This is a genomic window from Paraburkholderia sp. LEh10, assembly GCF_017814945.1.
Taxonomy (GTDB): Bacteria; Pseudomonadota; Gammaproteobacteria; order Burkholderiales; family Burkholderiaceae; genus Paraburkholderia.
The window spans coordinates 88,600-102,500 of the sequence record NZ_JAGIPX010000024.1; the positions used below are offsets into that span (position 1 = coordinate 88,600).

Annotated in this window: 11 protein-coding genes and 1 tRNA gene; 5 read left to right on the forward strand and 7 right to left on the reverse strand. The window is 62.2% G+C overall.

All coding sequences use genetic code 11. The features are described 5' to 3' along the window. The first annotated feature begins 30 nt into the window (after positions 1–30). A tRNA-Ile gene (locus J8I87_RS20905) sits at positions 31–118 on the forward strand. A 16-nt stretch (positions 119–134) separates the two neighbouring features. Here J8I87_RS20905 and J8I87_RS20910 read toward each other — a convergent pair. Next, on the reverse strand, positions 135–437 hold the full coding sequence (locus tag J8I87_RS20910; protein ID WP_209933718.1) for a hypothetical protein: 303 nt from the start codon (positions 435–437) through the stop codon (positions 135–137). 1,546 nt (positions 438–1,983) lie between these two features. Between J8I87_RS20910 and J8I87_RS20915 the strand changes: the two genes are divergently transcribed. Continuing rightward, the gene (locus J8I87_RS20915) at positions 1,984–3,723 is read left to right on the forward strand and encodes an ABC transporter permease (protein ID WP_209933720.1); all 1,740 of its coding nucleotides are present in this window, start codon (positions 1,984–1,986) and stop codon (positions 3,721–3,723) included. Positions 3,724–3,763: 40 nt separating this feature from the next. Then, complete coding sequence (locus tag J8I87_RS20920) at positions 3,764–4,879, forward strand: ABC transporter ATP-binding protein (RefSeq protein ID WP_209933722.1); 1,116 nt, start codon at positions 3,764–3,766, stop codon at positions 4,877–4,879. Positions 4,880–5,010: 131 nt separating this feature from the next. Here the strand turns inward: J8I87_RS20920 and J8I87_RS20925 are convergent, their stop codons facing one another. From J8I87_RS20925 to J8I87_RS20935, 3 genes are all read right to left on the reverse strand, one after another. Further along, positions 5,011–6,072, reverse strand: coding sequence for an ABC transporter substrate-binding protein (locus J8I87_RS20925; RefSeq protein ID WP_209933724.1), 1,062 nt, complete (start codon positions 6,070–6,072; stop codon positions 5,011–5,013). Positions 6,073–6,115: 43 nt separating this feature from the next. Next, positions 6,116–7,138 carry an aldo/keto reductase gene (locus J8I87_RS20930; RefSeq protein WP_209933726.1) on the reverse strand — a complete coding sequence of 341 codons (1,023 nt, stop codon included), beginning with the start codon at positions 7,136–7,138 and terminating at the stop codon, positions 6,116–6,118. 73 nt (positions 7,139–7,211) lie between these two features. Beyond that, on the reverse strand, positions 7,212–8,570 hold the full coding sequence (locus J8I87_RS20935; RefSeq protein WP_209933727.1) for a Rieske 2Fe-2S domain-containing protein: 1,359 nt from the start codon (positions 8,568–8,570) through the stop codon (positions 7,212–7,214). A 218-nt stretch (positions 8,571–8,788) separates the two neighbouring features. Between J8I87_RS20935 and J8I87_RS20940 the strand changes: the two genes are divergently transcribed. Together J8I87_RS20940 and J8I87_RS20945 are read left to right on the forward strand one after the other, a co-directional pair. Then, complete coding sequence (locus J8I87_RS20940; protein WP_245254048.1) at positions 8,789–9,550, forward strand: IclR family transcriptional regulator; 762 nt, start codon at positions 8,789–8,791, stop codon at positions 9,548–9,550. Positions 9,551–9,592: 42 nt separating this feature from the next. Then, positions 9,593–10,582 (forward strand): PDR/VanB family oxidoreductase, encoded by a 990-nt coding sequence (locus J8I87_RS20945; RefSeq protein WP_209933729.1) that lies wholly within the window; start codon positions 9,593–9,595, stop codon positions 10,580–10,582. Between the two features lie 132 nt (positions 10,583–10,714). On the opposite strand, the gene J8I87_RS20950 is transcribed toward J8I87_RS20945, so the two are convergent. The 3 genes from J8I87_RS20950 to J8I87_RS20960 form a co-directional block, all read right to left on the reverse strand. After that, positions 10,715–12,010 carry an MFS transporter gene (locus J8I87_RS20950; RefSeq protein ID WP_209933730.1) on the reverse strand — a complete coding sequence of 432 codons (1,296 nt, stop codon included), beginning with the start codon at positions 12,008–12,010 and terminating at the stop codon, positions 10,715–10,717. A gap of 139 nt (positions 12,011–12,149) precedes the next feature. Next, entirely contained in the window at positions 12,150–12,692 is a 543-nt protein-coding gene (locus J8I87_RS20955) for a hypothetical protein (RefSeq protein WP_209933731.1), read from the reverse strand. Next, entirely contained in the window at positions 12,689–13,843 is a 1,155-nt protein-coding gene (locus J8I87_RS20960) for a zinc-binding dehydrogenase (RefSeq protein WP_209933732.1), read from the reverse strand. The genes J8I87_RS20955 and J8I87_RS20960 overlap by 4 nt, the downstream gene beginning before the upstream one ends. Positions 13,844–13,901 lie beyond the last annotated feature (58 nt).

Consider the following 13,901-nt stretch of genomic DNA (forward strand, 5'->3'; position numbering starts at 1 on the left):
ATCCCCTCGCTTCCGTCGCGAAGCATCGTTGGGCCGGACGCCGTGCTGGTTGCAGGCAGCGGACTCATAATCCGCCTCCGAAAGGACATCGTGGGTTCGAATCCCACCCGGCCCACCAACAAAATCCCATTAAATCAATGTAACTGTGCCGCATGTTGTATGGACGCCGGCAGCATGGGCTTCGCGCGATGGCCGCTTTCGCCACCGCAGATCGCCAATCGATGCCGCTCTGGATCATCCACGGCTGGCAGATCGAAGCACCGCGCCACCGTGCCGAAGCTCGGGTCCGGGCATGCGGCGTTCGAGATCGATAGGCCCGCCTTGGATTGGCCCATTTTGTCCCCGTTATCCGTCGCTAGCGGATGAATGACCAGGCATGCCGATTGCCTCCTGTATTCCGCTCGCATACCGGCGATCGTTGAAAATGGAACAGTCATGCAAAACCAATCCTGCGTGCCGTATCGGGGATTCACCATTGACGTCCGGGTAATAACCAAGAGGTCGCCATCACTGGACGGCCAACAGCTTCGATACTCGGTCTCCTGGTCGATACTCTCGGCGGATCCGCTGGCCACACCTGTCGCGAGCCTGCCGGAGCAACTCAGCTTCCTCTCACATGACGCCGCATTTGCGTACGCAGAGAGGCAAGCGCGAAGATTCATCGACGGCTGTAACACCGATCCGGGCCCAATTGAGGATAGGGCCGCGACGTAAATCTGGCGTCGCCCACGGTCGCCGGGGCCGGGAAGATTGCTTACCCGGCGAAGCGTGCATACTCGCGCCCGTCTGTCGCCGCGTTTCGATACGCGTTGACGCGGCCATAAAAACCAACGCCTTCAATTGCGCATGCCGTCAGCATTGCGGACAGCAGCAACACTGGCTCGTGCTTTTATTGCGCTTCCCCGTAAATATGTTGTCGATCGCGCGATTATGCCCGATTGACCGGCATCCACTCATGCACGTGTGACAGCCGTCACATCGCGTCCGCGCGGCGCGCGCCAGTGTTCACGCTGGGCTATTCCGTTCCATAAATGCACTGGAAAAACATGTACGCCGGTACCCAATCGCGCTCAGGGCATATCGAATCGCTGGCAGGAAACGGAGCGGATAAGAATTACGCTATCTGTGCGACCGCGGCCGACCGAGATGAACGAACTTGGGCAAACGGCAAGGGGTTAGACGGAGCTTTCGCTTTTTCGACTCGATGAATGCGAGCAGCCGTAATCGTTCCGGATGGGCGCATTGTCTGAACTGATGTTCCGGCGTGCGCCGTGCGAGTTTGTGCCCGTTATTAGCGCGGGCGACGTGTTTAAAGCGGGGATTCGATGTTGCATGCAATTGCAACGGACAGGATTGCGCTTGCAGCCATGCCTGGTTGAAACTTAGTCTCGACCGTTTCGCGCTTGAAGTTGTTCGCGCCAACGGGATCCGGTCAAAAAAATCAAACAACACTCACATCGGCCAAGCTTGACGACATCAGAGATGAGACAAATGCTTCTGCCATTGTGCTTAGGACTATAAAGGGTGAAGTGCGCCGGAGCGATTATTGGCCAGCACATTTCGAAATGCGTCCACGTCGCAAATTCGTCTGGATAAAAGACGGCAGAGTACTGCGCTATAAACCTCATTGGACCATCTTCGGAAAAGGAATAGCTGATTTTCACGGCAGCTATGAAACTAACTCACAGGCGGGTTAGTTCTTGCCATCCTGAACATCGAGCCCATGGCTACCTCGACCAGCCCATCCACGTATTCACGCAGCGCTGTTGACCCACCGATTCCGCGAGACAGAACTCCCCAGCCGAGCCGAAACACGACCAGATGGCCTTCCCACGGGCCCTTTCAGGCCGCGCCCGTCCCCGCATCCCTGCGCCGCGCCGATCTTCGCAAACCAAACACCGCGTTCCCTCGGGGTTTCCTCTACTACGATACTTAGATACCTAAGAATAAAGTTGAAACTCCTTTCAACGAAGGGGACGGCGCGTGGAATTGACTACCGATGCTGCATCAGGGACGATCAGGCGCGCGCGATGGTCCAGCAAGTGGTTCATCATCGGCGTCGCGGTTGCGATCGTTGCGTTGCTCGCGCTCATTCCGCTGACCTTCCTTTTCTGGCAAAGCTTCTTCACGCCGCAGATCGCCGATACGCCCGCCGTCGTCACGTTCGAAAACTACGTGACGGCATTCGGCAGCAACGAAACGTTGCGCACGCTTGGCACGTCGCTGCGATTCGCGGTCGGTGCTTCACTGGTGTCGTTCGTGATCGGCACGCTGCTCGCGTGGATCATCGAACGCACGAATACGCCGTGGCGCAAGCTGTTTTACGCGGTCACGATTGTCCCGCTGATCATCCCGAGCATTCTGTTCACGATTTCGTGGATCTTTCTCGCGAGCCCGAAAATCGGCGTTCTCAACGTCGCGCTTGGCGCGCTGTTCGGCATCACGAAGCCGGTGTTCAATATCTACAGCATCGGCGGCATGATCTGGGTGGATGGCCTGCATTATTCGACGATGGCCTTTCTGCTGATGTCCGCGGCGTTTCGGGGCATGGACCCGTCGCTCGAAGAATCGTCGTTGATGTGCGGCGCGGGCATCGGCCGTACGATGTGGCGCATCACGTTGCGTCTTGCGTTGCCCGCCGTCGCGTCCACGCTGCTGATTCTTTTCGTCCGCGCGCTCGAATCGTTCGAAGTGCCGGCGCTGATCGGCCTGCCCGTCAAGCTTCAGGTGTTCACCTCGTCGATTTACGAAGCGATCGAACAGTACCCGAGCCAGGTCGGTCTCGCGTCCGCCTATTCGATGCTGCTCGTCGCCATCACGTCGTTGTGCCTGTATGTGCAATCGCGAGTGACGGGGCGCGGCGACCGCTTCTCGACGATGACGGGCAAGGGCTTTAGGCCGCGCGTCGTCGATATCGGACGTTGGCGCTATCTGACGGCAGGCATTTTCATTCTGTACTTTCTGCTGCTCGTTGCACTGCCGTTCGCGGTGCTGCTCTGGTCGTCGCTGCAAAAGTACTATCGCTCGCCGTCGCTCGACGCCATTCATCATCTGTCCATCGACGCGTATCGCTACATCCTGCACCTGCCCGTATTGCGCAGTGCGGTCTTGAACAGCCTGCTGTTGTCCGTCGGTTGCGCGACGGCGGTGATGCTGGTGAGCGCCGTCATCAGCTGGATCGTCATCAAGACGAGGCTGCCGGGCCGCGCGTTGCTGAACAACCTTGCATCGTTGCCGCTCGTGTTTCCGGGCCTTGTTCTGGGTCTGTCGTTCATGATCGTGTCGCTGAAGATCGATATCGGCATCTACGGCACGCTCTGGATTCTGCTGCTCGCTTATGTGACACGTTTCATGCCATATGGAATGCGCTACACGTCCACGTCGATGACGCAGATCCACAAGGAGCTCGAAGAGTCCGCAGCCATGAGTTGCGCAACATGGACCACGACCTTCTATCGGATCGTCTTGCCTTTGCTGAAGCCGGGACTCATGGCGGGATGGATCTACGTGATGATCGTGTCGATCCGCGAGCTGTCGAGTTCCGTGCTGCTGTACAGCCCCGGTTCGGAGACGGTGTCGATCGTCATCTGGGAGTTGTGGCAAAACGGGCAATACGTCGAACTGTCGGCACTCAGCGTGATGCTGGTGATCGTGCTGCTCGCGCTGGTTTCGATCGCGCAGTACATCGGCGGCAAGTTCGGCGTGAAGACGAATCAACGCTGATGCGATTGACGCGCGAGCATCGAATCATCCGGAGAAACACGTGCTGAATGTTCAAGGTCTCAATACCGAATACGTCGACGGCAACAACCTGCGCGTGCGCGCGGCACGCGACGTATCGTTCGATGTGCCCGCCGGCAAGCTCTTTACGTTGCTCGGGCCGAGCGGCTGCGGAAAGACGACGACGCTGCGTTCGATCGCCGGACTGGAGAAGCCCGTTGCAGGCGCGATACGCGTGAACGGCGTAACGGTGTTCTCGTCGGAAACGGATACGTTCGTGCCGCCGAATCGCCGGCAGTTCGGCATGGTGTTTCAGTCGTACGCGATCTGGCCGCATATGACCGTGTTCCGCAATGCGAGCTTCCCGCTCGAAGTGGGGGCGAAGAAGTACTCGAAGCGCGAGATCGAGGAGAAGGTCATGCGCGTGCTGACAGCGGTCGGGCTCGATCATGTCGCGGATCGCGATGCGACGAAAATGTCGGGCGGGCAGCAACAACGTCTCGCATTGGCGCGCGCGCTGGTGATGGAGCCGAAGCTGCTGCTGCTCGATGAACCGTTGTCCAATCTCGATGCGAAGCTGCGCGACAAGATGCGCTTCGAACTCAAGCGCATGCAGCGCGATCTGCGCATTACGACGATCTATGTGACGCACGATCAGGAAGAGGCGCTTGCGTTGTCGCATGAAATCGCGGTGATGAAGGACGGCCAGATCGTCCAGAAGGCCGCGCCGCGCGATATCTACGATGTGCCCAATAGCCGTTTCGTCGCGGACTTCGTGGGCACGACCAATTTCATCGACGGCACGGTGCGCCATTGCGAGGACGATAGCGGCAATATCGTGATCGATTCCGCGATCGGCACGATGGCCGTCGCAAGTGCTGTGGCGTGCCGTGAAGGCGAAGAAGTCATGATCTCGCTGCGCCCAGAGAACGTGATGGTGCACGAGACACGCGAAGCGGCGCAAGGTCAGCGCAACGTGTTCGAAGGCACGGTGTACGCAAAGGTCTTTCTCGGCGAGACGCTCGACTTTCAGATCAGCATCAACGGGCAGATCGTGCTCGCGCGCGTTCATCCGTCGCACAAGTCGCCCGTTGGCCAGCCAATCTGGTTCTCCGTCGATCCCGCCCGTTGCATCGCCTTGCGTCACGAACGGGTCTGACGGAGCGTCGCCCGCAACGAGAAAAACAACGTCCTTTAGCAAGTCCTTTGCTCGCGAAGTTCCGTCGTCAACGATGGGACGTACGCGAGCTTTTTCTTGCGCGCATCATTTGCCGCCGATGCGCGCGCCGCTCACGCCGACGCGTGCAGGAAGATCTGGTTGAAGGTCTGCGTCCACGCCATCTTCTCTTTTAGCGGCATGGCGGGATCGACGAGGGTGACCTTCGTGCCCTGCAGCGGCGACGCAACTGTTCGGTTGGTCGGCACATAGTCGCGCGAAGCGAGAATGCGTTGAGCGTCGATCGACAGCAGATAGTCGTACATCAACAGGGCGGCCGCGGGATGCGGCGCATGATTCGTGACGGCAATGCCATTTGCGCGCGCGGCGGCGGGTTCCATCAGAAACCAGTCGATGGGCGCGCCTTTGCGCTTGGCCTGCGCGGGCATGTAGTTGTAGACCTCGAGGCCGAGCGGCACTTCGCCGGCCGCGACGAGGTTCGTCAGCAGCGAATTGCCGACGCGCGCGGACACGCCGTTCTTCTCGACCAGCGTGCGGAAGAATTGCACGCCCGTTTCCCGGCCCATTTGCGTCGCAACGGTGGCGAACCAGTCGGCGCTTTTGGCTTCGATGCCGAGCTTGCCTTTCCAGTGCGGCGCGAGCAGGTCTTCGAAATGCGTGGGCAGATCGCTGCGCCGAATGATATTCGTGTTGTACGCCTGCACCCACACGGACAGCATCGTCGCGGCCCACATGCGGTGCGCGGGGAGCGTCTCGGGCATCAACTGCTCGTGCACGGGCGAGCTGACGGGCTGCAGGATCTTCTCGCGGCGCAACGCATCGAGAAACGACGAGCCCGTATGCACGGCATCGACGATATAGCGCTTGCCCTGCGTTTCAGCGACGCATCGCTGCACGACCTGCTCGTCGCCCGCGCGCCACACGTTGACCTTGATTCCGTAGCGTGCTTCGAACGGCTCGACGAGCGGCGCGATATCCGACTGTGCAATGGACGTATAGAAGTTGAGTTCGCCCTCATCTTTGGCGGCGCGCAGAATCCGGTCGTCGCGATCGGCGCCTGCGTATTGGGTCAGCGCCATATTCGGCGAGACGGTATTCGAGGCGAACACGAGCCGCGCTCCGCTGGCGAGAGGCCATAGCGCGCACAGCTTCACGACTGAGCGTCGGGTTGTCATGATGTCTCCATGGGGGTTTTATAGTGTAGGCAATGCGGGCTTGCTACGCAGCCGCGAAATTGCTGCGCCATAACGCGTCGATCTGGTTGAGCACGCGTGTATTCAGCGGTGGCGCGCCCGACACCGCGCATAGTTCGTCCACCTGGCTCAGCGCGGAAAAGCCGCCGAGCACCGTTGTGACGCCAGGATGGGAGAGCACGAAGCGGTAGGCGGCCTGTGCGAGTGTCCAGCCGCATTCGACGGCGATCGGCAGCAATCGCGCGGCTTTGCGTTGTGCTTCACGCGTTGCGTCGGCTTCACGATCGACGGCACGCGCAAGCGGATGACGATCGGCGCCCGCAACGCTTTCGTCAGTGAGAAAGCCGCCTGCGAGCGCGCTGAAAATCGCGGCGCCCGTGCCGCGTGTCGCTGCTTGGCCGAGTACATTGCCGCCGTCGCGATCGACTTCGAGTCCCGTCGGGCAGCGCATGCCCGCTGTCGGATTGAGCAGCGTGTACGACACGTTGATCATGCTGAAGAGCCGCGTATCCAGCAGCGCCTTCACTTCACGCGCATCGCCGCCGCGACAGATGAAGCCGATATGCCGGGCCTTGCCGTCGCGCAGCACGCGCCGCAGTCCTTCGAGCGCGCCGCCTGGCCGCATGAAGTCGTCGATACTCAAGGTCTTGTAGCCACGTCCTTCGAGCGTCGTCGGGCCCGCGCGCGGACCGTTGTGAATCTGCAGGAAGTCGAGGCAATCGATGCCGAGCCTGCGCAAGCTTTCTTCCGCCGAACGCACGACATGGCCCGCGATGTCATCGAGATCGCGGGCGCGCACCTCGACTTTCGAATTGATCAGCGGCCGCGCATGAAGCGCTTTCAGCACGCGGCCAAGATTTTCTTCGGCAGCGCCGTCGCCGTAGTCAGGCGCGTTGTCGAAGTAGTTGATGCCGAGTTCCAGTGCACGCGCGACGATCCTGCACTGTTCGTCGAAACCGCCGCGCACCATCAGACCCGCGTTGCCGCCGCAACCGAAGCCGATCTCCGACACTGCGACGCCTGTCGTGCCTATCGTTCTGTATAACATCGACGTCTCCTCGCCTCGAATGGACGAAAAGCGCCGCGCAAGCAGGCGCGGCGCCGCACATGGCGAATCGCGATCAGCTCGCGTCCGAAGCGGCCCTTTCGGCCCTTTCGAGCGCATCGCGCTGCGCGGTCTCGAATTCCTCGATCTTGCGATGCAGATCCTTCACCAGTTCGATCGCGGGACCGTAACGGTCGGCATCGTCGTTGAAGAAGCCGCGGTGATAGAGCATGCGGAAGTTGTGCTTCAACAGCGGCTTGCTATAGTCCGGCGCGCTGCCCGATCCGTAGATGATGTCGGGCGACTCGCGATAGAAGTTGATGGGATCGAGCCCTTCTTCGACGCGGCGAATCTGCTCGTCGAGTTGACGCCGCAGCAGCACGATGGGAATGTCGGTGCGGCCGAGCAGTTCCGTCGTGCGGTCGGCGATCGCGCCTTGCGCGTCCCACACGAGCGCATCCTGCGCGAGCACGTAGTCGAGAATCGGCTTGCCGTTCTCGTCATGGCGCGGCGGCTCGTACCAGGGCACGCAATCCTGCTTCGACGCTTCGACACCGGGGGGCGCCGCATACACCTGGTAGCAGATGTGGTACGTGTGCGTGTCGTCGATGGGAACGCGGATCTGATACTCGCTGCGCGGCGCGCCGGTTTTGCCTGTCTGCGTGAAGAACGGAAAGATCACCGTCGAATGCTCGCGCGTGTAGTCGGACTCGGCGCCGAGTTCTTTCGAATAGCGCACGCCCTTCGACATGCCCGTGCCCGTTTCGCTCGCGTAGAGTTCCTTGATGCCGATACCCGTTTTGAGACGCGTGTGCAATGTGTGCTCGGCCCGCGCCGCGGCCTCTTCATAGCGGCCTTGCTGTTCGAGCACGTACTGGAACATATGGCCGTGCGCCCACGCGCTGTGCGTCGGGTCGCCGGTGTTTTCGTGGCATTGCAGCCAGTTGCAGTTGATCTGCATGATGCCGATCTGGCGGATCGCATTGGGCCACACGAACAGGTCCCAGCGCGGCAAAGCGGGCGCGGGCGACGGCCCCAGATACGCGAACACGAGGCCGCCCAATTCCTGCACGGGATACGCCTTCAGCTTCTGCTTGATCTCGCCGCGCGGCGTCGCCTCCATCGGACGCTCGACGCATTGGCCCCCTTCATTGAAAAGCCACCCGTGATACGGACAGCGCAGCCCGCATTGATCCGGAATGCCGAACTGCAGGTCCACATTGCGATGCAGGCAGCGATCGCCGACCAGTCCCAACGTGCCGCTCTTGTCCTTGTACAGCACGAGATCTTCGCCGAGCACGCGCACCTTGCGCACAGAGTTGTCGTCGAGTTGCGAGTACGGGGCGATGGGAATCCAGTAGCGGCGCATCAGTTCGCCGCCGGGCGTGCCGGGGCCCACGCGCGTCAGGCGCTCGTTCATTGCTGCAGTCAGCATGTCGTCTCCAGTTGTGGGGGCATCGATACAGGTGGCAGTGCAGGCGCGTTGCCGGCGCTTGTCCATATCGGCAGATTCAGAGGGCAGGTCAGTAGGCAGGTTCAGGCAGGTTCAGAATAGGTTTCGCCTGGTGGTCCGTCAAGCGGCACGAATTCTGTTCGACAGAACATCTTTCGCGGCGTATAACGGGACCATCGGATGCACGGAGGAGACGAAAGATGGACATGGAAGTCGAGGCGCCAGCGGACCTGAAACCCGGCGACGAAGGCCGCACCCGCGTGGAAGCAGTCGAACGTTCGCTCGCGCTTTTGCAGTGCTTTCGCCAGCCCGGCGAGGCGTTGTCGCTCGCGGTGCTCGCGCAGCGCTCGTCGTTCTACAAGAGCACGATCCTGCGCCTCACAGCGTCGCTCGTGTACATGAAGTTTCTGGAGCGCGACGCGGCCGGCAAGTACCGGCTCGGGCCCGAGCTGAGGCGCCTCGGCGCGTTGAGCGAAGCGCCCGTTAGCGTCGAGGCGCTGGTGCGGCCCGCATTGCAGAAGCTGTCGTCGTTCACGCGCGAGACAGCGTCGTTCTATGTACGCGACGGCAACGAACGCGTGTGCCTGTATCGGGTGAATTCGCCGCGCTCGACACGCCATCATCTCGAAGAAGGATCGCGTCATCCGTACAAGACGGGCGCGGCAGGGCGCGTGCTGTGCGCCTACGATCCGCAATACGCAAAGGACGAGACCTCGGTTGCCACTCGCGCGCGCGGCTGGGTGGTGTCGAAGGGCGAGCGCGATCCCGATCTCGCGGCGATTGCGGTGCCGTTGACGAACGAAGGCGGCGAGCTGCTCGGCGCGCTCACGGTGTCCGGTTTGCTCACGCGCTTCACGACGGATCAGGTCAAGACGTTTCGCAAACTGCTGATCGATACCGCGAACGAATTGCGGCCGCGCTTGCCGCCGCTGCGCATCATCGACCAGACGCATAACGCGTGATCCACGCGCCATCCAGATTCTGAAAGCAGCCTGAGGTTTCGAATGGACACACCCACGATCGAGCACGACTGCGTCGCCGATGCAGAAGTGGACGGCATGATGAACATGCGTCTGACTTCGATCCGTTACGCCGCCGCCGACATCAACCTGTACGAGATGCGCCGCCCCGACAATGCAGCGCTGCCGCCCGTCGCGCCCGGTGCGCACATCGACGTGTACTTGCCGAACGGCATCATGCGCCAGTATTCGCTCGTGACGGCCGACGGCGATCCGCGCGCCTATGTCGTCGGCATCAAGCGCGACCGGGCAAGCCGCGGCGGGTCCGCTTTCGCTCACGACCGGCTGCGTGTCGGTCAGACGCTGCGCGTCGGCGGGCCGCGCAACAACTTTCCGCTCGACGAAACGGTGAGCCACACGGTACTGGTTGCGGGCGGCATCGGCATTACGCCGATCTGGGCGATGGCGCAGCGGCTTTTGAAGCTTGGGCGTTCGTTCGAGTTGCACTACGCGTGCCGCGAACGGCGCGAAGGGGCGTTTCTCGACCAGCTCGAAACGCTGCCGCAAGTGCATCTGCATGTCGACGCCGAGCGGGGCGGCAAGCCGCTCGACATCGCGGCCATCGTCGCCCGCGCGCCGCAAGATGCGCACTACTACTGCTGCGGTCCTCTGCCGATGCTGTCGGCCTATGAAGGGGCGACCTGCGCGCTCGATCCTGCCCAGGTGCATGCGGAGTACTTCATGCCGAAGGCCCAGGCCGCATGCGAAGGCGGGTTCGTGGTCGAACTGCATCGCACAGCGCAGAAGTTTGCGATACCGGAAGGCAAGACGATTCTTCAGGTGCTGCGCGAATCCGGCATCGCGGCGCCTTATTCGTGCGAAGAGGGAATTTGCGGCGCATGTCAGGTGAAGGTGATGTCGGGCACGCCCGATCATCGCGACAGCGTGCTGTCGGAGCGCGAAAAGCAGCGTGGCGACACCATGCTGATCTGCTGTTCCGGCTCGAAGAGCGACAAGCTCGTGATCGATTTCTGACGGGGCGAGTATCGATCGACAAGCGTATCGATCGAGAAAAAATGAGCGGCGCCGCGAGGCGCCGCTCATTTTGTATCGCAGGTATCAAATGGGAGATATCAAGCGGGAGGCATCAGGCGGGCACGACGATCATCAACTCGCCGTCGTACCGGGCTTCGCGTGAGCCGTCTGCGCGCCGTTGCCCTCGCGCATTTTGTCTGCCGAATTGCGCGGACTGCGCTGCTCAGGGTACACATACGGCCCAAGCCTGCAGATCGATACGACGGAGAGCAGCACGAGCGCGGCAAAGACCCACAGCGCCGCGTGATACGAATGCAACAGGTCATAGCAGAGGCCCGAGCCGAAGATCATGATGCCCGCGCCCCATCCCCAGCATGCCCACATGCCGCCGCATACGCGGCCAAACAGCCGCAGGTCGAAATAGCGGCTGACGATGAACGTGATGATGTCCGCCTCCGCGCCGATGCTCACGCCGATCAACGCGGCCGATACCATGGCCGGCCGTCCCGTCGCGCCCGCTGCCAGAATCAGCACGCCGCACAAGGTCAGCGCGAATGACATCGCCGCGACATACGGCGCATGAATGCGGTCCATCAGATAGCCCGCGAACAGCCGCCCGACGGCCGACGTCAGGCCCGCGATCGACAGCATGCTTGCAGCGGCGCGCACGGTCTCGCCGCGATCGGTCATCATCGGCACGAGTTGCGACAGCAGCGCGAGCAAGACACCCGACATGCAGAAGATCGCGATGCCGAGCAGCCGGAACGTGCGGTCGTGCCTGAAGATGGTCCATAGCGAAGGCAGCTTGTCGGCGGATCGATGCGTGCGCCGCGCGAGTTTTTCGTCGATGCCGGGCGGCATGCGTACGAGCAGATAGAGCGCGGGGATCGAAATGGCGGCCATCAGCGCCGCGACGCCGAGATAACCCGTGCGCCAGCCGAAGTGCCGCAGAAGATAGCCCGCGAATTGCGGCATCAGCATCGCGCCGAGCGCGGTGCCGCCCACCGTGAGACCGAGCGCGAGGCCGCGCCGGTGATCGAAGCGCGCACACACGACCTTCGCATACGGCAACGCATTGCTGCCCGGCGCGAAGAAGCCGACCATCACGAACACGAGGCAAAAGAGTGGCAGCGACACGGGAATCACGCCGACCAGCGCGATCGACAGCGCGAACATCGCGAGAAACAGCAGCGTCGGACGCCGCACGCCCCATCGGTCGATCAGCGAGCCGAGCACGATCGTTCCCGGTCCCATCGCAAACTCGAAGATCGTCAGACCCAGCGAAACCTGCGCGCGGCTCCAGCCGTTTTCCGCCGCGATGGCCTTGATGAAAGTGCCGAACATGAACGCCGAGATCACGCCCGCGCCGACCGACAGGCAGAGCGCGCCGCCGATGACGGTCCACCATCGATTGATATCCTGTTTCAACTGTCTCTCTCCACATCGTTTGTCCGCGCGGGCGTGCCGAATGCCGGGCGCGCTGCGGGGTTATGCGTGCGCGGCTTGTCTCATGTGTGCCGCTGTATTGTCGTGCCGATCTCGTGTCACGCGTGCGAACGCTTGCGGGCTACGTGTCACGCGATGCGCCGAGTGCGTCGAGCAAGTCCACAAGATAATCGTTGTCGCTCGCGAGTACCAGCATCGTGCACCACGGGCGCAATGCATCGGCTGTGCGCGCGCATCCGGCTGCTTCGCTGCGTGTGTGATGCGCAAATGGGCGCAGCACGGCGGAAACCGTCACACCGCGCCTGCACCACGCTTGCGCGGCAAAGGCGGCCGCGCGCGGATCGTCGCCTTCCGTGCCGACGATGATCGCCAGATCCGGCGAACCGAGCCAGCCGGCGACGGCATCGGATGCGACGTTCATCGCTTGCGTCCAGTCGCCCGCTTGCGGATCGCGCGCGCCGATGATCGAGGCCAGTTCGCTCGCGCAGGAAACCCGCACGTTTGATCCATACTTGGTGGCACATACGCGCAGCTCGTCATCGAGCGCGGACAGCGCGACGACGCGCACCTGCCGCGGCGACGAGTTCGCGGCACGCACGCGAAAGCGCACCTCGGGCGCGTGTGACGCGTCCGCCTGCGCGAAGGCGAGGCAAGCGTGTGTCATTTCCATGGGTCGATGGTCATGTGAATCGCGTTCTCGACGCCTTCGCCGCGCAGCGTGCGCAGCGCGAGATCGGTTTGCGCGAGACCGAATGTATGCGTGCTCATGCGGCGCACCTGGTGCCGGTCGGCGGCGATCAGCTGCAATGCAAGCTCGACCGATTGATAGCTGTGGCCGCGCATGCCTTTGACCGTCAGAAAGCGCGCGATGATCATGTCGCTATTGAACTCGGGAATCGGCTTGCGCTTCTGTCCGCCGAGTATCACGGTGCCGCGCTTGCGCGCGAGCCTGATCGCCGTCGTGACGGTGTCCGTGCCGCCCGACGCGCAGTCGATGGTCAGATCGGCCATCGCGCCGCCCGTCAGATCGGCGACCCGCTCCAGCACGTCTTCGCTATCGACGGCAATGGTGTGGTCGGCGCCGAGTTGCCGTGCGAGTTCGAGGCGGCGCTGGTCGGTGGGCGTCGAAAGACCTGTGACGATGATTTGCGCCGCGCCTGCTTCGCGCGCGGCGACGACGCACGACAGTCCTTGCTGCCCCGGCCCCTGGATCACGACCGTTTGTCCCGGCCCCGCACCCCCTTGCAGATACGCCCATTCGATGCCGTTGCCGAGCGGCAATGCAAGAGCTGCATGGCGAGGCTCGACGCTCGACGGCACGCGATGAAACACGGTGTTCAGCTCGAGATACTGGAACTGGCTGAAGCCGCCCCAGAAGCCGGGCGCGGTGCGCAGGCCCGTTGCGCCATAGCGCATGCCGCCGAGTCGCCAGTCGGTCGCATCGCACAGCCGGAACTCGTTGCTCACGCAGTACTCGCAATGGCCGCAGGGAATGTATTCTTCGAGCGCGACATAATCGCCTTCTTTTAAACCCCAGCGCTTGCGCGCGAGTTCACCGGCCTCCTCGATATGGCCGACCGTTTCGTGGCCCAGAATCAACGGTCCACGGCTTTGCGGCAATTGCTGATAGTAGGGTCCGTCGCTGCCGCACACGCCCGTGATCGCGACGCGCAACAGGCCCGTCGAGGGTGTGATGAGTGGCCGCGCGAAGGTGCGCACGTCGGTGCGGCCCGGTTCGACGGCAACGGCGGCGTCGAACGAAGCGACGGGCCGCGCTGTGCCCGATTGCGCGAATTGCGGTTGCGGGTTGTTCATGCCGTGATGCCCTGATGAATGCGCGCGGCCACATTCGATGCGGCCGCGCGCGTGGGTG